General features: G+C 60.4%; 17 protein-coding genes. 3 read left to right on the plus strand and 14 right to left on the minus strand.

Features of this window, described 5'->3' with window-relative positions:
- Positions 1–27 precede the first annotated feature (27 nt).
- Genes B3I26_RS27450 through B3I26_RS27495 form a run of 10 tightly spaced genes read right to left on the minus strand, consistent with a single transcriptional unit; the run spans position 28 to position 11,551 of the window.
- A complete protein-coding gene (locus B3I26_RS27450) occupies positions 28–741 on the minus strand; it encodes an SDR family NAD(P)-dependent oxidoreductase (protein WP_296262555.1) in 714 nt (237 codons plus the stop codon).
- Complete coding sequence (locus tag B3I26_RS27455) at positions 738–2,090, minus strand: MmgE/PrpD family protein (RefSeq protein ID WP_296262556.1); 1,353 nt, start codon at positions 2,088–2,090, stop codon at positions 738–740. Before B3I26_RS27455 ends, B3I26_RS27450 begins: the two co-directional genes overlap by 4 nt.
- The gene (locus B3I26_RS27460) at positions 2,080–3,408 is read right to left on the minus strand and encodes an LLM class flavin-dependent oxidoreductase (RefSeq protein WP_296262557.1); all 1,329 of its coding nucleotides are present in this window, start codon (positions 3,406–3,408) and stop codon (positions 2,080–2,082) included. Before B3I26_RS27460 ends, B3I26_RS27455 begins: the two co-directional genes overlap by 11 nt.
- Before the next feature lie 9 nt (positions 3,409–3,417).
- Positions 3,418–4,572, minus strand: coding sequence for an acyl-CoA dehydrogenase family protein (locus B3I26_RS27465; RefSeq protein ID WP_296262558.1), 1,155 nt, complete (start codon positions 4,570–4,572; stop codon positions 3,418–3,420).
- Between the two features lie 29 nt (positions 4,573–4,601).
- The gene (locus tag B3I26_RS27470; protein ID WP_296262559.1) at positions 4,602–5,576 is read right to left on the minus strand and encodes an ABC transporter substrate-binding protein; all 975 of its coding nucleotides are present in this window, start codon (positions 5,574–5,576) and stop codon (positions 4,602–4,604) included.
- Entirely contained in the window at positions 5,573–6,304 is a 732-nt protein-coding gene (locus tag B3I26_RS27475) for a class II aldolase/adducin family protein (RefSeq protein ID WP_296262560.1), read from the minus strand. Before B3I26_RS27475 ends, B3I26_RS27470 begins: the two co-directional genes overlap by 4 nt.
- Positions 6,301–7,389: an ABC transporter substrate-binding protein gene (locus B3I26_RS27480; RefSeq protein ID WP_296262561.1), complete on the minus strand. Its 1,089-nt coding sequence runs from the start codon at positions 7,387–7,389 to the stop codon at positions 6,301–6,303. The genes B3I26_RS27475 and B3I26_RS27480 overlap by 4 nt, the downstream gene beginning before the upstream one ends.
- Entirely contained in the window at positions 7,389–8,468 is a 1,080-nt protein-coding gene (locus B3I26_RS27485; RefSeq protein WP_296262562.1) for an ABC transporter ATP-binding protein, read from the minus strand. The genes B3I26_RS27480 and B3I26_RS27485 overlap by 1 nt, the downstream gene beginning before the upstream one ends.
- A 2-nt stretch (positions 8,469–8,470) precedes the next feature.
- Positions 8,471–10,201 carry an ABC transporter permease gene (locus B3I26_RS27490; RefSeq protein ID WP_296262563.1) on the minus strand — a complete coding sequence of 577 codons (1,731 nt, stop codon included), beginning with the start codon at positions 10,199–10,201 and terminating at the stop codon, positions 8,471–8,473.
- 39 nt (positions 10,202–10,240) lie between these two features.
- On the minus strand, positions 10,241–11,551 hold the full coding sequence (locus B3I26_RS27495) for an OprD family porin (protein WP_296262632.1): 1,311 nt from the start codon (positions 11,549–11,551) through the stop codon (positions 10,241–10,243).
- A 270-nt stretch (positions 11,552–11,821) separates the two neighbouring features.
- Here B3I26_RS27495 and B3I26_RS27500 point away from each other — a divergent pair, with 270 nt between their 5' ends.
- Positions 11,822–12,511: a GntR family transcriptional regulator gene (locus B3I26_RS27500; RefSeq protein ID WP_296262564.1), complete on the plus strand. Its 690-nt coding sequence runs from the start codon at positions 11,822–11,824 to the stop codon at positions 12,509–12,511.
- Positions 12,512–12,642: 131 nt separating this feature from the next.
- Here the strand turns inward: B3I26_RS27500 and cysS are convergent, their stop codons facing one another.
- Both cysS and B3I26_RS27510 read right to left on the minus strand, forming a co-directional pair.
- Positions 12,643–14,025 (minus strand): cysteine--tRNA ligase, encoded by a 1,383-nt coding sequence (gene cysS / locus B3I26_RS27505; protein ID WP_296262565.1) that lies wholly within the window; start codon positions 14,023–14,025, stop codon positions 12,643–12,645.
- A gap of 9 nt (positions 14,026–14,034) precedes the next feature.
- Positions 14,035–15,735 carry a glutamine--tRNA ligase/YqeY domain fusion protein gene (locus tag B3I26_RS27510; RefSeq protein WP_296262566.1) on the minus strand — a complete coding sequence of 567 codons (1,701 nt, stop codon included), beginning with the start codon at positions 15,733–15,735 and terminating at the stop codon, positions 14,035–14,037.
- A 270-nt stretch (positions 15,736–16,005) separates the two neighbouring features.
- Between B3I26_RS27510 and B3I26_RS27515 the strand changes: the two genes are divergently transcribed.
- Positions 16,006–16,509, plus strand: a complete 504-nt coding sequence (locus tag B3I26_RS27515; protein ID WP_296262567.1) for a peptidylprolyl isomerase — start codon at positions 16,006–16,008, stop codon at positions 16,507–16,509.
- A complete protein-coding gene (gene lpxH, locus B3I26_RS27520) occupies positions 16,506–17,270 on the plus strand; it encodes a UDP-2,3-diacylglucosamine diphosphatase (protein WP_296262568.1) in 765 nt (254 codons plus the stop codon). The genes B3I26_RS27515 and lpxH overlap by 4 nt, the downstream gene beginning before the upstream one ends.
- 245 nt (positions 17,271–17,515) lie before the next feature.
- Here the strand turns inward: lpxH and B3I26_RS27525 are convergent, their stop codons facing one another.
- A complete protein-coding gene (locus B3I26_RS27525) occupies positions 17,516–19,048 on the minus strand; it encodes a DHA2 family efflux MFS transporter permease subunit (protein WP_296262569.1) in 1,533 nt (510 codons plus the stop codon).
- A 63-nt stretch (positions 19,049–19,111) separates the two neighbouring features.
- Entirely contained in the window at positions 19,112–20,398 is a 1,287-nt protein-coding gene (locus B3I26_RS27530; RefSeq protein WP_296262570.1) for an efflux RND transporter periplasmic adaptor subunit, read from the minus strand.
- Positions 20,399–20,404 lie beyond the last annotated feature (6 nt).

Genomic DNA, 20,404 nt, shown 5'->3' on the forward strand with positions numbered 1-20,404 from the left:
CAGGACGGGCCGGCACGCCCGCCTGCTCTATCTCGCTCTGCCGCCGTCCACGGGCAGGCAGATGCCTGTGATGTGCCTGGCCTCTGACGACAACAGGAATGCCACTGCTGCCGCGACATCTTCGGGCCTGCCGGGCCCACCCAACGCGGAGCTGGCATTCGCCACGCCCTTGGCCATGACCTCCAGGCGTGGTGAGTCAATCGGGCCGGGCGCCAATGCATTGACCCGAATACCATACTGACCGTACTCGGTAGCCAGGCCCTGAGCCAACACGTTCAGCGATGCGTTTGCGCAGGCTCCCGGCAGGTGCCTGGGCGGCGGCACCGTGCCCCCGCGACCGCTGATAAAGACGATACTCCCTCCCTGCTGACGGATCATTGCGGGAATCACAGAGCGAGCGACTCGCAGAGAGCCCAGCAGCTTCGCATTGAGCACAGCGTCCCAGTCCTCATCCGTCAGGGAGAGAAAATCGCCAAACAGGGGAGTTGTGGTGCAGGACACAATGGCATCGATGCGCCCGTAGCGATTGAGAATATCCCGGGCCGCCGACTCCACTGCATGGCGGTCGGTGACGTCCAGCCTGAGCCTGTCCAGACCGTTCATCACCGCGGGCAGCGTTTCCAGCGTGCGTCCGGAGGCGACCACCTGAGCGCCCGTTCCGTGTAGATGGTTACAAATAGCCTGGCCCAAGGCGCCTGACGCCCCTGTGACCCAGACCACGGGGCGATTCGGTTTTGTCATGACGCTTCCCATACGCAGTTGAGGCTGGCGAGTTCAGGGAACGCATCGAGCGCCCTTAACAGGTGCGTCAGCCTGGCCGGTGGCAATGAGGGGCGGGCCTGAGCGGCGCAAGCGCCGAGTTTTTCCTGCCATTGCCGGTGGGTCATCGGCGCTTGGGCCGAGCCAGGCATCGCATCACAGGTACGCTCAAGGGTGCGCCCGTCACTCAAGGTCAGGGACACACTCGTGGGCGCCAGCTCGTTTGGGTTGCCGGGGTCTACAACCAGATGGATTCGCGAGACGAGCGCCTGCAGCGCCTCCTCACGAATGGCCTCGGGGGAAAGCGCGGCCAGGGTTACAGGGCCTCGCAACAAGACCGAAGCCAGGTGATAGCGCAGGTTGAACTGAGCGACGACCTCAAGATCGCCCTGCACACTGAAGTCGCCCCCTACCAGACGACTCATGAAGGGGGAGATAGTCGCCACGACCTCCACCACTTCGCGTGCACTGCACCGGGCCTGGGTCGTGAGATCGAGCAGTGCCTGGATCGCCGCATGACTGCACGCGCAGACCGGAAAGCCCTTGATAGCCGTATCGAGTATTTGCCACTCGTTGCCCCACCCTTCCAGAATCCCGCCATCATCGCCGGGCTGGTACAGCGCCCGTAACCCGAACTTGCCTTCCAGCGCCTGGGCGGGTGCCGTTGCTCCGGCCTGCGCCAACCTGGCGGCGAAGACCCCGTTACGCGCGGCGAACGCCGGCTGCAGTCGCTTGGCCAGCGTCTGCTCGACATTGGCTTGTTGAGTGCCAGCCGCCTGAACGGCCGCAAGGCCCAGGGCGTGAGTCAACTGTGCTGCATCGAGTCCCATCAGCAACCCGCTGGCGAGGGCCGCACCCATCCCTCCATACAACGACGTGCCTGACCAGCCTTTGGAAACACCCGCTGCACAGCGGGAAAGCCGACTGACCATTTCGCTGGCGGCGACATAGGCGGTCAGTAACTGCCGAGGCAGACGAGCATATTCTTCGGCCACTGCCCACGCAGCCGGCAGTGTCACCAGGTCCGCGTGCACTGCACCGTTAAGGCTGTCGTAATCGAGTGCCCCGGCATGCAGGACGTTGAGGAACGTGGCGTCCATCGCCGATCGGGGCTCACGCCGGTCCGCAAACCAGACTTGACTGTTTCCGGACGACGGAGCCAGCGCTTGGCCCATCGCAATACTGCTCGACTGTGCTTTCCCGGCCGCCGCGACCAGCAAAATGTCTGCGATCAGCATGCTGGCTTTTTCGATGACTGTGTCAGGCAGATCGCCATAGTCCAACGCCAGGGCGGCACAGGCGATGCTGCTGGTGACCGACTCAGAGGGCATAACGATTGACCGGACGCTTGAGGCCCAGATGCTCGCGCAGCGTAGTGCCCTGGTAGCGAGTACGGAATAAACCCCGGCGCTGCAACTCCGGGACAACCTGCTCGATAAAATCAGTCAGGCCCTCAGGCAAGTGCGCCGGCATGATGTTGAATCCGTCGGCAGCGCCCTGTTCCAGCCATTGCTGCATGACATCGGCGACGTGCTCGGGTGTGCCCACCGCCGTCAGATGACCACGCGCACCGACGACTCTTTGATACAGCTGGCGAATGCTGAGGTTATCCCGGCGGGCCATGTCGATCAGCAATTGCCGACGGCTCTTGGGACCGTTGGCCTCGGGCAGGTCAGGCAGCGGCCCGTCGAGGTCATAGCCGCTCAGGTCGACCTCACCCAGCGTGGTCGCCAGGGTCGCCAGCCCGACCTGGGGCAGCACCTGATCCTGCAAGGCCTGGAATTTTGCTTGAGCCTCGGCCTGGGTCGCGGCAACCACCGGTAGCAGGCCCGGCATGATCAGCAACTGATCGGGATCGCGCCCGGCCTCGACAGCCAATGCCTTCATGCTGGCGTAAAACGCCTGTCCTGCTTCAAGGTTCTGCTGTGCGGAGAAAATCACATCGGCGGTGCTAGCGCCCAGCCGCTTGCCGGTCTCCGATGACCCCGCCTGCACCAACACCGGATGCCCCTGCGGCGGACGGGCCAGGGTCAACGGTCCTTTCACCGAAAAATGCGCCCCCTGATGGTTGAGCACATGCAGCTTGGCCGGATCAAAAAACCTTCCGACCGCTTTGTCTTCGATGAATGCATCGTCCTCCCAGCTATCCCATAACCCCTTGACCACCGCCAGGAACTCCTCGGCGCGGGCATAACGGTCGCCGTGGACGGCATGTTGAGCGCGGCTGAAATTCAGCGCCTCGGCTTCATTGTTGGAGGTGACCAGATTCCAGCCCGCACGGCCCTGGCTGATGTGATCGAGCGACGAAAAATGCCGGGCCAGCGTATAGGGCTCGTTGTAGGTCGTGGTGGCCGTGCCGACCAGACCGATATGTTCAGTCACCATCGCCAGGGCAGACAGCGCAGTGAGCGGATCCCAGTGGGTAGCGCGCGCCGTATGCTGCAGCGCGTCGATATCATTGGCGCCACGCATGGCGCAGGAATCCTGAATGAACAGCAGGTCGAAACAGGCTGCCTCGGCCAGCTTTGCAAGCTCGACCTGATGCCGGAAATCACGTGCAGCACCGGCTGCAGCGTGGCGGGCTCGCCAGCCCGCGATATGGTGTCCGGTTTCCTGAATGAACAACCCCAGATGCAGTTGACGACGCATGATCGCTCCTCAGCGCTGCAAGGTGGAATCGAAGGTGGCGCCCAACTGCGCCTGCCCGATGATTTGCGCGGTCTTGTCATGGCCGGCATGCACGACAAAGGTCTCGATATTTCGCGCGATTCGCCCCAGAGGGTGTTCATCAAACTGCGCCGTTGCACCGGCCGACAGCAGAACACTCTGCAAGGTATTGAGCGCTGCGCGCGCAGCCGTGGACTTGGCGCTCATGGAGCGCAATTCGGCCTGCACGACGTCCGGGTCGCGCCAGCCTTGCACGGCGCTGTCGAACATCGAGGCTGCGGCATCCATCTGCATTTTCACTTCGCCGACGCGCAACTGGGTGTAGGGATCATTCCCTTTGTTACGGCTGCGCTGATAATCCAGATACCAGTCGAACAAACCTTCGGTGGTACCGAGATAGTTGGCCGCAAAGCCCAGGTGAAAACGACCCTGCCAGCGCTGACGGGCGAACGCACCGGGCTCGCCCAGCAGGTGGTTGTACGACACGAATACATTGTCCAGATGCATGATCGGGCTGCGCGCGGCGCGCATGCCATGGGGTTGATACCAGGCGTCGTCCCAGCTGACGCCGGGCATGTCCGGGGTGATCAGCATCATTTGCAGGTTATCGAGATAGCCATCCACACCGTCCAGCGCCACCGACGTGATGATGAGGTCGGCAATGGTGCCGTTGGTCACGAAGTTCTTCACGCCATTGACCAGCCAACCACCTTCGACCCGGGTGGCGCGGGTTTTCATTTCGTACATGTTGATGCGACCGGGCTCGCTGCCGACGGCTGAAAAGATGCTGAATTTCTGCAGTGCCGGTTTGAGGAACAACTCGATCTGTTCGGCGGTGCCCACTTGCTCCAACTGCCAAAGGGCGTGGTTATGCAACTGAAAACAGTGACCGGTGGCACTGTCTGCCCGGCAGAGGGTACGCAGCATGTTCAGGAACAGCTCCGGCTGACGCCCCTTTAGGCTGCCATCCGGGCCGCCCAGGGCAGCCGAGTGGGTGACGTGCAAAAGCCCTTTGGCCTGCAGCGCTTCCAGGTTCGACCTGGGTGCCACACCCTCGCGATCGGCGCGCGCGCCCTCTTCCCGGAAAACATCGGCAAGCGCCAGGATCTGAGGTAGGGCATCGCGCAGTTGCAGGTATTCGGACATGGGGCTCTCCAGATAAGAAAACGGGCGCATCAGGTGCGCAAAACCGAGGTGTGAAACAGGCGATCGATTTCGATCGGCTCAGGCAACAGCAGTTGATCGACCAGGTAGTCGATGAACCAGGCCAGGTTGTCGCGATTGGCCGCTACCCCCGCCGGAAACAGCGCGCTGCCGAAGTCGCGCTGGCTCTGCTCGAACGCCAGGCGGCCCAGTGGCATAGAGGTGTAGGCATAATCCTCATAGATCTGCCGGGTCTTCACTTGCGCGTCATCCCACGCGTGCATCAGATAAAGAGGCAAATCCGGGTAGCGCTGAACGACCTCTTCGCGGATGGCCAGCACATGCATCGCGGGGAAACAGCGGCGCTCATGGAAATAGTCGATACACGCCTGACGCTGATCGGCGAACAGATTGCGCACACCGCCCCGGCCCTCCAGAACTGCCTTGGGCGGTTTCGGATCGATGAACGCGTCGACCTCACCGGACAGCAGCATCTGAGCACCGCTGGCTCCATCGGGCATCCGGCTCATGCCGATACCCGACTCGGCAAGGGCTATCTGCTCAGCGCCCTGAGTCACCCATTCGATGTCCCGCCAATCAACGCCATGACGGCTTTTCAGATCGCCTTTGGCCAGAACCGAAAGACTCACTTGCCAGCCGCGAATGGCCACCCGTTTGCCGCGCAAATCGGCGGGAGCCTGAATACCCGAGTGCGGGCCGACATAAATGTGATTCGCGCTGAATAATCGCCGGGGGAACACGGGCACTGCGGTAAAGGCAGCTCCGCGGGCCTTGGCCAGGATGTAGGAAGCTAGGGACACTTCAGCGATATCGAATTCTTGGTCGCGCAACATGCGCCCGTGACGATCCCCGCCATCGCGGCCCGGCGGGCTCATGCCGACGTCCAGCGCCTTGAGGTAAAAGTCTTTGGCCTCTGGAAGCCAGCCAAGGAAAAAAGGCATATGGCGATCGAAGTTCGCCAGCGCGATGGTCAGGGCCTGCCTCATGGCTGCGCCTGCACAGCGCAATCGGCGCCGCAGCGCTGCGCCCAGTTTTCCCACACCCGACTGGTGGCCCGGGGGCTACCCATCCGCGCGTCCGCCACCGCGACTTCACCCGGACTGAGGAACGTCACAGGTCCCAGCGCCATGGCTGCAGATTGGGCCTGGGCGTTGACCTTCAGATAAATGGCTACGCGCACGGCCAGCTCCAGCGAAGCGGCTGCGCCGGTAAACCCATGCCCGCGCATCAGCACGACACGGCCGTTGCCAAGGGCGTGCGCCAGCGAACGGGCGTGGTCAGGATTGATCACCAACAGATCCGTATCGCCAAAATCGTCGTGCATGTCCCATACCGGGATCTCATGGCCAATGATCGCCGCCACATGCAGCAAGGGTCTCAATCGGGTTGAGCTGACTGTAAATGGCAGCACCGACTCGGTATGGGCGTGCACCACTGCATGAATATCCGGTCGGCGCGCATAGATCGCCGCATGGATAAAGCGCTCGGAGTACTGTGCCCGGGTCGTGGCAAGGATCGGCTCGCCGTCGAGGCCATATTCAAGAATGTCCTGGACCTGAACCTGTTCAGGGCTCACCGACGCCGAAAGAAAGAACCTTTGCGGGTCAGTCGGATGACGCACGCTGACATGACCGTAACTGTCAAACACCTGTTCATGCGCAAGAATACGGTTGGCAATCGCCAACTCACGAAGCACGGCTGGGTGATCGCTCATTGCAGTGCCTTTTGGGCCAGCGCGGTGGCCTCTTGGGCCTTCTCGGCATTGGCTTCGGAATTAAAGGTCAGCCCCTTTTGAAAGGCTTGGGCTGTCAACGCACTCGCCGGCAGGCCGGGGGCAACGTCCGTACGACGCGAGTTGACGAAACCCTGCTTCGCCCAGTCAGCCTGCGCAGGTTGAGACAGGAACCAGTTGACGAACACTTTTGCCGCATTCGGGTGCGGCGGCTGGTGCAGCAACGCGATGGCGCCCCAGCCAGGCGTCCAGGCAGTGCGCTCGGGCGGGGTCTGCAACGCTTCGACCGACCTGGCCAGCCCTTGATCCTTCAGGGTGGCGATCTCCGAAGGACTTAAGCCCGACGTAATCGGGTAAGCGCCCTGGGCAACCCAGTCGGCCAACTGGCGGTTGGTCGTAGCAATGACCGGCTGTTGTTCGGTCAGGAATTGCCGGGCTTTGTCCGCGCCCAGTGTGGTCTGCAACAAGGTGATCAGATGGCCGCTGCCTCGGGTGCGTGGATCGAGAATCGCGATCTTGCCCTTCCATTTCGGGTCGAGCAGGTCTTCCAGCGAGTTGAGTTCAGCTTCAGGCACGGCACTTCGGTCGATGTTGACGTTGTTCTGCTTGCCCGCCTGGAACGCATAAATGTACTTCTGCTGCTTGTCCAGGAAGCCGGCCGCAAAACCACCCAGCCAGTTGCTGTCGGCCAACACCTGCGGCTTCACAACCAAAGGACGGATCGGGTCGTACCAACCCTCGGGCAGTTGTTGGGTGAATGCCGAGCCACTGAAACCGAGTACGGTCACGTCCCACAAATAGCGGTTCACCCGGCGCTCGTTGCGAATACGCGCCTCGAACTCCGGCGACGTCACGCCGGTGTACTGCAGCTGAATTTTCGGGTAGGCCGCCTGGAACTGCTCGATGGCCTGACGATAGGTCTGGATGACCGGGCCCAGGAGGGTCAGCTTTCCCTCTTTCTCGGCCGCCGCTACGACCTGATTCCAGTCTTCGGCCTGGCTCACGCCGACATGGGACAGCGCAAAAAACGCGCTGCCAAACATCCAAAAACGATTGATCGACTTCATCAAGATGACACCTGGGAGGCCAGCGGGCTGGCGTGGGGATTGGAGGGAAAGATGACGTTGACCCAGCTCCCGGGAGCGCTGAGCTGATGCCGAAGCTGGTAGGCCATGAGTTGTTGACCGTCCTCTAGGTCAACGTAGGTCTCATAACGGTCGCCGGCGAAAATGCTATGGCTGACCTGTCCCCTGACGCCTGAGCCTGCCCTTGATTCGGCATTCTCCAGCGACACGGCATCGGGGCGGACCCACAGCGTTAGCGCAGCGTCCAGCGGATAGCTGAGGGGCTCGGCCAGTTGCACGACACCGCGTGCTATCCGGGCGCGATCACCACTGCCAGTCAGGCGACCGCGCAGCTGTGTGCCCCGGCCGACGAAGCCCTGAACGAAGGTGGTAGCCGGGCGGTCGTGAATCTCCTCGGCGCTGCCGATCTGCTCGACCCGGCCCGCCTTAAGCACCGCAATCCGGTCAGACAACGCGAAGGCATCCTCCTGGTCATGGGTGACCAGCACCACCGTCAGCCCAAGCCGTTTCTGCAGGGTTTTGAGCTCTTGGCGCAGTTGTTTGCGCAGGCCGATGTCGAGGTTGCTGAATGGCTCATCGAGCAACAGCAGCGCGGGGTCTGCGACCAGCGCCCTGGCCATTGCCACGCGCTGTTGCTGCCCGCCGCTTAGCTGATGGGTGGCCCGTTGTTCATAGCCTGTCAGGCCAACGGACTGAAGAATGCTCAGGACTTTGTCGTGGATCTGTGCGCGCGACAGCTTCTGGTTACGCAGCGGATAGGCGACGTTATCGAACACGTTCAGGTGCGGCCAGACGGCATAGCTTTGAAACACCAGACCGACCCCGCGCTTCTGGGGTGGCACACATGTGTGTGTGGCGATATCAACCCAAGGCTCACCCTGAAAATACAGACGTCCTTGGTCAGGGGTTTCCAGCCCGGCAAGAATGCGCAGCAAGGTGGTCTTGCCGCAGCCACTGGCGCCGAGCAAGGTGAAGATCTCTCCCTGACGGATCTCCAGTGACAAGTCATCGAGGACGCGATTGCCCTCGAACGTTTTAACGATATGACGAATCTCCAACATGATCAGACCTGTCTGGTTTCAGGGCGATAGCCCAGGCGTCGGGCAATGAGCGCAGCCGCGATGGCGATCAGCGCGATGATCACGCCGACCACCGCGGAAGCTTCGTTACGGCCCTCGACGATGTATTCGAGTTGCAGCATCGAGAGCGGCCTGTTGTCGCTGCTGACCAGCAACGCCAGATGGCTGATGTCTCTGGCAGCAGTCACGAAGGCCATGACCGCCACCACAACGATCGAACGTGCGCACAGAGGTATGACGATGCTGATCACGGTTTTCCAGGGCGAGGCGCCGCTGATCCAGGCAGCCTCCTCAAGCTCTGCGTTGATCTGCAACAACTGGCTTCGAATCAGTTGAACCCCCAGCGTTACCGAGGCCAGACCGACCGTAATGATCAGGCTAAGCGTGGAGCCATAGAGCCAGTCCAGGCCGCTGTGCAGGATCAGCCACAGCATGGCGAGCGAGGTCAGCACCCCGGGAATGCTGAAAGGGATCCACGCAGCGAACTCAAGCAACGCTCGCCCCGCCCGACGTGAACGCACAATCGTGTAGGCGACTATCAGGCTCAGCAGCGCTGCGAACGCAGCGCTTCCTGCTGCGATGCTCAGCGTGTTGCCGACTGAACCCAGCAATATCGGATCGCCGACGACGCTGCGCCAGTGCTCCAGCGTCCACACCTGATCCAGATTGAAAAAACCGAAACGCCGCATGACGCTGCTGGTGAGCAAAAAGCCCAGCGGAAGAACGGTCAGCACCAGCGCTAACAGACTCACCAGAAGGCCCAGTGGCCAGCGCCATCTGCCCAAGGTCATCACTGCTGTTTTAGCCTGCCCTGATACGGTGACGTGATGGCCCTGCTGCGTGCTTCTGCGAGAGGCGACGGCAAGTATCCCCATGATGGCGACGATCAGAATGCCGAAGGCAAAGGCGCTGGCAAAATTGATCGGGTCGTATCGCGTCACGTCGTAAATCAGCGTGCTGTAGACGTCGATGCGTTGAGGCGCGCCCAGTACCAGTTCGATCTCAAAGGACTCCAGCGCGCGAATCACACCCATGATCGCGGTGACGATCAATGCCGGTTTGAGCAACGGCAAAGTCACGCTGCACAGCGCCTTGAAGCGGCTGTCGCCAGCGACCAGCGCGGCTTCTTCATAACGCGAATCCATGCTTTTGAAAGCGGGAGTCAACATCATGACCTTCGCCGAGACCGTGGTCGTCGCCAGGTGCGCGAACACGATCCCACCCCAGCTGTAGATATTCAGTGGGGCCTGGGACAGCCCGAAAATGTGCATCAACCAGCGGTTGAACAAGCCGTTGTTGGGGTCCAGAACCAGTGTCCAACCTTGAACCACTGCAAGTGCAGGCAGGAAAAACGACACCCAGAAGGCAAATTCCAGCCAGTTGCGCCCCGGCAGATCGGTGCGCCCCAGCAACCAGGCAAGGCCGATGCTCACCGGCAAGGCAATGAGCTGGCTGGCGAACGTCAGGCTGAGGGTATTACCCAGAGCGCCAAGTATTCGTGGCTCATGAAACAGGGCCCTCCAGCCTTCCAGGGTGAACGCCTGAGCGCCTTCGATCTGACTGTCGAAGCTGCCCTGAATCACCGCCAGCAGGGGTAGAAACGTCAGGGCCAGGAAGCAGACCACCCATCCGCCGTACAGCAGTCCCCCGTACGTCAGGTATCTGGCCTGTCTGGGTGGCGGGCGCCGCAAGGCGATGGGGTTGGTGGTCGGCATGTATCGTTCTCGATAAGACGATGTGGAAAGAAGGAGGCCTCAGAGCAACGCCAGCGTGTAGCTGACAATCACCTTGCTCTCGTCCACATTGCGGGCGCTGCTAAGTGCAGAGCGAAATGATCCGTTGCGCCACGCGAAATTAAGCCCTTTTAAAGTGCCGCTCTGAACCCTGTATTCCAGGGAGGTCCCTCGATACCATTCATGGCTGTTCCCGGCCGATGTCGCGATGTGCTGCCCCTTGAGATAGTCGGCAGACAGCTTTAGCCCGGGCACACCTGCTGCTGCGAAGTCATAGGCGTACGTCCCGATCAGAGTGCGCTCGCCCGCATGCTGGAAGGTGTTGAGACTGCGGTCGGTGGTGAGGTAGGCCCGCACCCCGTCGCCCATGGTCATGAATGGAAAGTCGCTGCTGCCGGTCAGGCGCTGATAGCCCAGCCCCAGCGAGTGCCCGGACAGCGAATAGGTGAACACGGCGCTCCAGGCGCGGTTATCGACTTCGCCGTTGTTGCCGTAGCCATTGCTGACGTAACCTTCCGCACGGCCAGCCTGGCTCGCGTTTTTGCCCGTGGAGTCACTGATAAACCCACGCAGATCAGTCTTCAGCGAGCCCACGGGCAACTGTGCACGATGGGTCAGCCCCAGAAAGTGCTGGGTATAAAAGTCTTCAAGCTTGCCGTAGTAGTACTGCGCAGTGAGGTCTTTGGAAATTGCGTAATCGCCCCCTGTGAACAGGAAGCTGTTGACGAACTGGCCAGTGGTCGCGTTGTTGGCGCCCAGAATCGACAGGCCCTGATTGTCAGTGGAGTTGCGCCCTTTGGCGTGGGTGAGTTTGCCGGCAGTGAGCGTGAGCCTGTCGATGTCGCGCGTGGTGAACTGGGCACCCTCGTACGTCTGGGGAAGCATGCGCCCGTCGTTATAGGTCACCACAGGCAGGGTCGGACGCAGGGTCCCCAGATGCAGTTCGCTTTTGCTGATTCGTGCCTTGAACGTTGGCCCCAGGCTGGAGAACTCATTCACCGCTCGGCCATCGCTATCGGTTGGAAAAACCTGTCCACCGCGACTGCTGCTGGTGGGGTTGTAGTGGGTGCCTTTGCCTGAATCGAGGTGCACGCCAAGCATGCCCAAGGCGTCGACGCCGAACCCCACCGGACCTTCGGTGTAACCCGAGCGGTAGTCGAGAATGAAGCCCTGTCCCCATTCGGCCTGCTTCGACGGATTCGCAGTTCCGCTACGGTTATCGCGGTTGATGTAGAAATTGCGCAGCTCGAGGTTAGCGGTACTGTCCTCCAGAAAACCTGCTGCGTGCGCCTGGACATCGACACCGACTACAGCGGCGCCAGATAAAATCATCACGGGTAAATATTTACTCAACGGATCACTCCAACTTCCTGGATGGGTAGTGACCTGAGCGTTCCGTTGTCGAATAGGCAAAATAGGTCGTCTGCCATGAGTGGCAGGAAGCGACTCTAAATAAAATTAATTTTTTTAGAAAATGTTAATTTCTTCTGAGCATATGCCATTTCGGCAGGGGCCTGATTCGAGCGACTGAGGCACAATGCGCTCCGAAATGTTGCCTCCTGCGGGGGCCGATAACAGCGACCAAGACACGGATGGCTCTGTATGACAATTACAAAATCCCCTCTCGGGGTCATTGAAACCGTGTACCAGCACATGCGCGTCAGGCTTGTCACCGGCCAGTTGAAACCCGGCGAGAAGCTGAAAATCAGTCAACTGAGTCAGGAAATGGATGTGAGCACGGGGGTGTTGCGCGAGGCGCTCACGCGCCTGAGTGCGGAGAATCTGGTGGTGGCCACACCGCAGCGAGGTTTCAGCGTTGCGCCCATGTCCGCTGCAGAGTTAATGGACCTTACCCGAGTACGCATCGATATCGAAGGGTTGTGCATTCGCCGCTCCTTGAGCCTGGGCGGTATCGAATGGGAATCAGCGGTCGTCGGTGCTTACCATCGCCTCATGCACACACCGGCACGTGACGGGCATCGCCAGGCATTGCCTTCGGCGGCCTGGTACGGTGCGCATAACCATTTTCATGACACGGTGGTTTCGGCCTGCGACAGCCCCTGGCTGCTCAAGCTGCGCGATCAACTTCACGTTCAAAGCGAACGCTATCGGTTGATTGCAGCTTCCATGATTCATCACGACGAGCGCAGTCTTGACGATGAACACGAGCGCTTGCTGAACGCCGTGACCAGTCGCAATGTCGATCTCACCGTGGAACTGATCGGCGCGCACTTCCTGCAAACCGCCGAAGGGCTGCTCGAGCGTGGATCTGAAGTCTGGCTGGGAAAGTGAGCTGACTGGCACCGCAACGAAGGCTGGCGTTCGGCGCGCAGACATTTGTCATTTGGACCGGTTGCTGGCGGCAGCATTGAGAACGCCACCGCCAGCAAGCCGTACTGCGAGGGGAGAAGTTGCGGGCTTGATCAGTCCGCCAATCGCCAGGTGGTGCCGCCTTTGCCATCCTCCAGCACGACACCCAAGGCCGTGAGCTGATCACGAATGCGGTCGGACTCTGCCCAGTTCTTGTCGGCGCGGGCCTGCAGACGCGCAGCGATCAGCGCTTCCACTTCTGTTGCATCGACACGACCTTCGGCGCCTGCACGCAGGAAGTCGTCGGCTTCGAGCTGCAACACACCCAGTACGCCGGCCAGTTGCTTCAAGCGCGCCGCCAAACCCGCGGCTGCCGTGACATCGCTGTCACGCAGACGATTGATTTCGCGCACCATCTCGAACAGCACCGCGCAGGCTTCTGGGGTGCCGAAGTCATCGTTCATCGCCGCGGAAAACCGCTCGACGAATGCGTCGCCACCCGCAGGCTCGGCTGCTGGCAAACCTTTGAGCGCATGGTAGAAACGCTCCAACGCGCCCTTCGATTCTTTCAGGCTGTCTTCGGAATAGTTGATCGCGCTGCGGTAGTGGCTCGACACCAGCAGATAACGCACCACTTCCGGATGGTATTTATCCAGCACGTCGCGAATGGTGAAGAAGTTGTTCAAGGACTTGGACATCTTCTCGCCATTGATGCGAATCATGCCGCAATGCATCCAGGCATTGGCGTAAGTCTTGCCGGTAGCGGCTTCGCTCTGGGCGATCTCGTTTTCGTGGTGCGGGAACTCCAGATCACTGCCGCCGCCATGAATGTCGAAGGTCTCACCCAGACAGCAGGTGGACATCACCGAGCATTCAATATGCCAGCCTGGGCGCCCCGCGCCCCATGGCGAGTCCCAACTCGGTTCGCCCGGCTTGACGCCTTTCCACAGCACGAAGTCCAGTGGGTCTTCCTTGGCTTCGTCGACCTCGATCCGCGCACCGATGCGCAAATCTTCGATCTTCTTGCGCGACAGCTTGCCGTAGCCCATGAACTTGGCGACGCGGTAGTACACGTCGCCATTGCCGGGTGCGTAAGCGTAACCCTTGTCGATCAGCGTCTGAATCATGCTCAGCATGCCGGGAATGTGGTCCGTAGCGCGTGGCTCCAGATCCGGCTTGAGAATATTCAGGCGCGCTTCGTCCTCGTGCATCGCATCGATCATGCGCGCGGTCAGGGCATCGAAAGGCTCGCCATTCTCACGGGCGCGGTTGATGATCTTGTCTTCGATGTCGGTGATGTTGCGCACGTAGGTCAGGTCATAGCCGCTGAAACGCAGCCAGCGGGTCACCAGGTCAAAGGCAACCATGCTGCGGCCGTGGCCGATATGGCAATAGTCGTACACGGTCATGCCGCAGACGTACATGCGCACCTTGTTGCCATCCAGCGGTTTGAAAACTTCTTTGCTCTTGGTGAGCGTGTTGTAGATAGAGAGCACGACGATTCCTTATTGGCCCCACGAATCGCGCAGGGTCACGGTACGGTTGAATACCGGTTGACCTGGTTTAGAGTCCTTGACATCCGCGCAGAAATAACCTTCGCGTTCGAACTGGAAACGGTCTTCCGGCGCAGCTTCAGCCAACGACGGTTCAGCCCGACAACCGGTCAGGACCTGCAAGGAGCCTGGGTTGATGTTGTCCAGGAAGGTCTTGCCCTCTTCTGCCTTTTCCGGGTTCGCAGACAGGAACAGGCGATCGTAGAGACGCACTTCGCATTCAATGCTTTCAGCCGCCGGTACCCAGTGAACCACGCCTTTGACCTTGCGGCCTTCCGGGTTCTTGCCCAACGTTTCCGGATCGTACGAGCAATGCAGTTCGACGATGTTGCCGTCGGCGTCCTTGATCGCCTCGTCGGCGCGGATCACGTAGCTGCCGCGCAAACGCACTTCGCCATTTGGCTCCAGACGCTTGTAGCCCTTGGGCGGCTCTTCCATGAAGTCATCGCGGTCGATGTAGATTTCGCGGGAGAACGGCAGCTTGCGTAAGCCCAGCTCTTCTTTCTGCGGATGACGCGGCAGTTCGAGGTGATCGACCTTGTCTTCCGGGAAGTTGGTGATGACGACTTTCAACGGACGCAGCACGCACATGGCCCGCGGTGCATTGTGGTCCAGGTCCTGACGGATGCTGAATTCGAGCATGCCGAAGTCGACCACGCCGTCGGAACGGTTGGTGCCGATCATTTCGCAGAAACTGCGGATCGACGCCGGGGTGTAACCGCGACGACGGAAGCCCGACAGGGTCGACATGCGCGGGTCGTCCCAACCATGGACGTGCTTCTCATCGACCAACTGCTTGAGCTTGCGCTTGCTGGTGATGGTGTAGTTCAGGTTCAGGCGGGAAAACTCGTACTGACGCGGCTTGCACGGCACCGACAGGTTGTCGAGGAACCATTCGTACAGCGGACGATGGCTTTCGAATTCCAGGGTGCAGATCGAGTGGGTGATGCCTTCGATGGCGTCCGACTGCCCGTGGGTAAAGTCGTAGATCGGGTAGATGCACCACTTGTCACCGGTCTGATGGTGATGGGCGTGGCGGATGCGGTACAGAATCGGGTCGCGCAGGTTCATGTTAGGCGAGGCCATGTCGATCTTGGCGCGCAACACGCGGGCACCGTCTTCGAATTCGCCGGCCTTCATGCGTGCGAACAGGTCCAGGTTTTCCTCGACACTGCGCTCGCGGAACGGGCTGTTTTTGCCTGGTTCGATCAGGGTGCCGCGGTATTCACGGGCCTGCTCGGGCGTCAGGTCATCGACATAGGCCTTGCCGGCCTTGATCAGCTCGACGGCCCAGTCGTGCAACTGATCGAAATACTGCGAGGCGTAACGCACTTCACCGGACCACTCGAAGCCCAACCATTTGACGTCGCTTTCGATGGCGTCGATATATTCCTGGTCTTCCTTGGCCGGGTTGGTGTCGTCGAAGCGCAGATGCGTGACGCCACCGAACTCCTGAGCCAGACCAAAGTTGACGCAGATCGACTTGGCATGACCGATGTGCAGGTAGCCGTTGGGCTCCGGCGGAAAACGGGTCACGATCTTGGTGTGCTTGCCCGAATCCAGGTCTGCCTGCACGATCGGGCGCAGGAAGTTGGTTGGAATTGCAGGGCCTGCCTTTGAATTCGCAGCGGCGTCTTGAGTGGGCTTGCTCATAGGATCCTTGAAAACCTAACTGTCTTGGCCAGGGTAGGCCGAATAAATCAAAGCGCCTATCATAGCCGATGCTGTCAACCCCCTGACAGCGCGCAGTGACAAAACTGTCGAGATACGCCTTCCGTCATTTGCACCACGGGTATTGATCGCAACTTCCCGTTGCACGTCTAGCCTCTGTAAACTGCGCGCCAGGGTGAAATCGCCAGCCTCTATACGCTGCACGCTGCGATCGACACGTCCAACTTCGAATTCCCTATAAGAGTAGCCAAGATGACTCAAGTAAAACTGACCACCAACCACGGCGACATCGTCCTGCAACTGGACGCTGAAAAAGCGCCGATCACCGTCGCCAACTTCGTCGAATATGTGAAGGCGGGCCACTACGAGAACACCGTATTCCACCGCGTCATCGGCAACTTCATGATTCAGGGCGGCGGTTTTGAGCCAGGCATGAAAGAGAAGAAAGACAAGCGCCCAAGCATCCAGAACGAAGCCGACAACGGTCTGCCGAACAAGAAGTACAGCGTTGCCATGGCGCGCACCATGGAGCCGCATTCAGCTTCGGCGCAGTTCTTCATCAACGTCGCTGACAACAGCTTCCTCAACCACAGCGGCAAGAACCCTCAGGGCTGGGGTTACGCAGTGTTCGGTGAAGTGGTCGAAGGTTCGAACGTCGTTGACAAGATCAAAGGCGTTGCCACCACTAACAAGGCTGGCCACCAGGACGTACCGGCTGAGGACGTCATCATCGAGAAAGCAGAGATCATTGAGTGATATTGCTGATCTCCGATCTGCATCTGGAAGAAGAACGCCCGGACATCACCCGGGCGTTTCTGGATCTGCTGAGTGACCGGGCGCGTGACGCCGAGTCGCTGTATATCCTCGGGGATTTTTTCGAAGCCTGGATCGGCGATGACGCAATGTCGCCGTTCCAACGCTCGATCTGCCAAGCCCTGCGCGCGTTAAGCGACAGTGGCACGCAAGTATTCCTGATGCACGGCAATCGCGACTTCATGATCGGTAAAGCCTTTTGCAGGGCGGCAGGTTGCACCCTGCTCCGCGACCCCAGTGTCGTGCAGTTCAACGGTGAGCCGGTGTTGCTGATGCATGGCGACAGCCTGTGTACCCGCGACGAAGCCTACATGCGCATGCGCCGCTATCTGCGCAATCCACTGACTTTATGGGTCCTGCGTCATCTGCCCTTGAGCACCCGCCACAAGCTGGCGCGCAAGCTGCGCAGCGAAAGCCGTGCGCAGACCCGCATGAAAGCCAACGACATCGTCGATGTGACCCCCGAAGAGGTACCGCGGATCATGTCCGAGTACCAGGTAAAAACCCTGATCCACGGCCACACCCACCGCCCCGCCATCCACAAGCTGCAGATCGGTGACGACACCGCGCAACGGATCGTACTTGGGGACTGGGACCGCGAGGGCTGGGCGTTACAAATCGACGAGCAGGGCTTTCAACTGACATCTTTCGCGTTCGTGCCGCCGCAGCCGTTGGCGATTGGGCGTACCCAAAGCCAGGGCTGAATACGCATAATCGTGTGTTGCGACGCTGTGGGGTTGAGCGTGTCCGTCAATGCTTAGCTCTAGACGCAGCAGTTGATCGGCGCTCCATTTGATCGCTCCCACGCTCTGCGTGGGAACGGCGGGCAAGGCGCTCTGTCTCCAGGAGCGTAGAGCGCCAATCATCGTGCTACCAACCAGAGCGTGGGAGCAATCAGTATCGTCGCCCGACAGGGTGCGCAATTACGCGTCTGACAGCACCGCCCCACCTAGTGCCCTGCCCCAGGCCCGGGCTTGGCCGAGAACGGTGGCTTGGCCATCCAGATCACCAGAATCAGTGCGAAGAACAGCCAGCCCATCATGTAGAAATAATCCACCGTCGACATCATGTACGCCTGGCTGCTAACCATGCTGTCGAGCTGCGCATAGGCCTGATTGCTCGCCCCGCCGAGGGTTTCCAGTGCCTGGCGCGTGGTGGGCTCGTAGGTGTTTATGCTTTCACTGAGGTAGGCATGGTGCATGTTGGCCCGGCGAATCCAGATCCAGGTGGTCAGCGACGCCGCGAAGCTGCCGCCCAGGTTACGCAGAAATGTCGCAAGCCCCGAACCATCGGCGATCTGCGACGGTGGCAGGTCCGACAGCAGGATGCTCAAGGTAGGCATGAAGAACAGCGCGATCCCTGCGCCCATGAACAGCTGCACCAGGGCGATATGTTCGAAATCCACCTGGCTGGTGAAGTTCGCACGCATGAAGCAGCTCAGCCCGATGCCCAAAAAGGCCAGGCCCGCCAGTACCCTCAGGTCGAATTTGGGCGCGTATTTGCCCACGAACGGTGACAACAACACCGGCAGCACGCCGATCGGGGCCACTGCCAGCCCGGCGTAGGTTGGCGTGTATCCCATCTGCGTCTGCAACCACTGAGGCAGGATCAGGTTGATGCCGAAGAATCCCGCGTAACCCAGCACCAGACAAATCGTCCCGGCACGGAAGTTACGGAAGGCGAACAATCGCAGGTTGACCACCGGATGCTCGTCGGTCATCTCCCAGATCACGAACGCCGCCAGGCCGATCACCGAGATCACCGTGCCGATGATGATGAAATTCGACGAGAACCAGTCCAGGTCGTTGCCTTTATCGAGCACGATCTGCAGCGCGCCCACGCCGATTATCAACGTAATGAGCCCCACGTAATCCATGGGCTGGCGGCTGGTGGTCACCGGTCGTGCGGCCATTTGCGTGCGCACCACAAAGGCTGCGAACAGGCCGATCGGCACGTTGATGAAGAAGATCCACGGCCAGGTGTAACTGTCAGTGATCCAGCCGCCCAGAATCGGCCCGGCGATAGGCGCCACCACCGTCACCATCGCCAGCAATGCCAATGCCATCCCCCTCTTTGCCGGAGGGTAAACGGCAATCAGCAGCGTCTGGGTCATCGGGTAAAGCGGCCCGGCGACCACGCCCTGCAACACACGAAAGCCCACCAGCTCAGGCATGGACCTGGAAATACCGCAGAGAAACGAAGCCATCACGAACAGCAACGTAGCCCAGATGAACAATTTCACCTCGCCGAAGCGCCGGCTAAGCCAGCCCGTCAGCGGCAGGGCGATCGCATTGCTGACGGCGAACGAGGTGATCACCCACGTACCCTGTTCGGAACTGACCCCAAGGTTGCCGGAAATCGTCGGCAACGCGACGTTGGCAATGGTGGTGTCGAGCACCTGCATAAACGTCGCCAGCGACAGGCCAATGGTGGTCAACACCAGGCTTGGAGGCGTAAAAGAAGCCGGAGCGTTGTTACTCATCGCGAATCCTTTGACACTCGGAAAGCGTTCCGGCCGTTAAACCGGAACGAATGGATCGGCGGGTCAGCGTTGCGCCGTCTTGCTCGGGCCGGACGCGCTGTTCTCATGGATGACGCGGTTGATCAATGCGTCGGCCTCGGCCAGCTGTTTGCTGTACACATCGGTGGTGTACGAGGCCTGCTTGGGCGGCTGCTGCGCCAGTACCGGTCCGCTCTGGTCGTGCAGGTTGACGTCGACCACGGTCGAAAGGCCGATGCGCAGTGGGTTCTTCGCCAGCTCGTCGGCATTGATGTGGATTCGCACGGGCACCCGTTGCACGATCTTGATCCAGTTACCGGTGGCGTTCTGCGCAGGCAGCAATGCGAACGCACTGCCCGTACCGGCGCCCACGCTGTCGATGGTGCCGCTGTACTTCACGTCGCCGCCATACAGGTCGGCTTCGATATCCACTGGCTGGCCGATACGCATCTTGCCCAACTGGGTTTCCTTGAAGTTGGCATCGATCCACAGCTGATCCAGAGGAATCACAGCCATCAGCGCGGTACCCGGCTGAACGCGCTGACCCAACTGCACGGTCCGCTTGGCCACGTAGCCGGTCACGGGTGCGATCAGGGTGCTGCGCGCGCTGGACAGGTAAGCCTGACGCAGCTGAGCAGCGGCCGCCTTCACGTCCGGGTGCGAGGACACTTGCGTGTCGTCGACCAGCGCCGTGCTGGTCACCAATTGCTGCTGGATATTGGCCAGGGCGCTTTGTGCACTGGTCAGGTCATCCTTGGCGTGGGACAGCTCTTCCTGAGAGATCGCCCCACCAGCGGCCAGACTGCGCCGACGATTGTAGTTGTCCTGAGCCCGCTGCACCTCGGCGCGCTGGGCAGCCAGTTGCGCCTTGATGCCATCGACGTTGCTGTACAAGCCACGCACCTGACGCACCACCTTGCCCAGATTGGCCTCGGCGCTTTGTTGCGCGACTTCGGCGTCGTTGGGGTCGAACTGCACCAGCACCTGGCCTTCGCGGACCAGATCACCATCGTCGGCACCAATGCTGACGACTGTTCCTGTCACCTGCGGAGTGATTTCCACCACGTTGCCATTAACGTAGGCATCGTCGGTGCTCTCGCTCCACTGTCCCCAGATCTCATACCAGGCCCAAACCCCCAGGCCGGCAAGAATCACGACCACCGCCAGACCAATCAGCAGCAACTTGCGCTTGCGCGGATTCTTTTGCGGCTTGCCAGCTTTGTCATCCTGCGGCTTGGTCTCTTGTTGCTTGCCGTCCTGTGGTTTGGTGTCCGCGCCCTGGGCGTCCTGTTGGTCGTTGGCAGTGTTGTTTTCGGTAGTGGCATTGGCCATGACGAT

Origin of the sequence: Pseudomonas sp. UBA5706, from assembly GCF_002419965.1 — a bacterium.
Taxonomy (GTDB): Bacteria; Pseudomonadota; Gammaproteobacteria; order Pseudomonadales; family Pseudomonadaceae; genus Aquipseudomonas.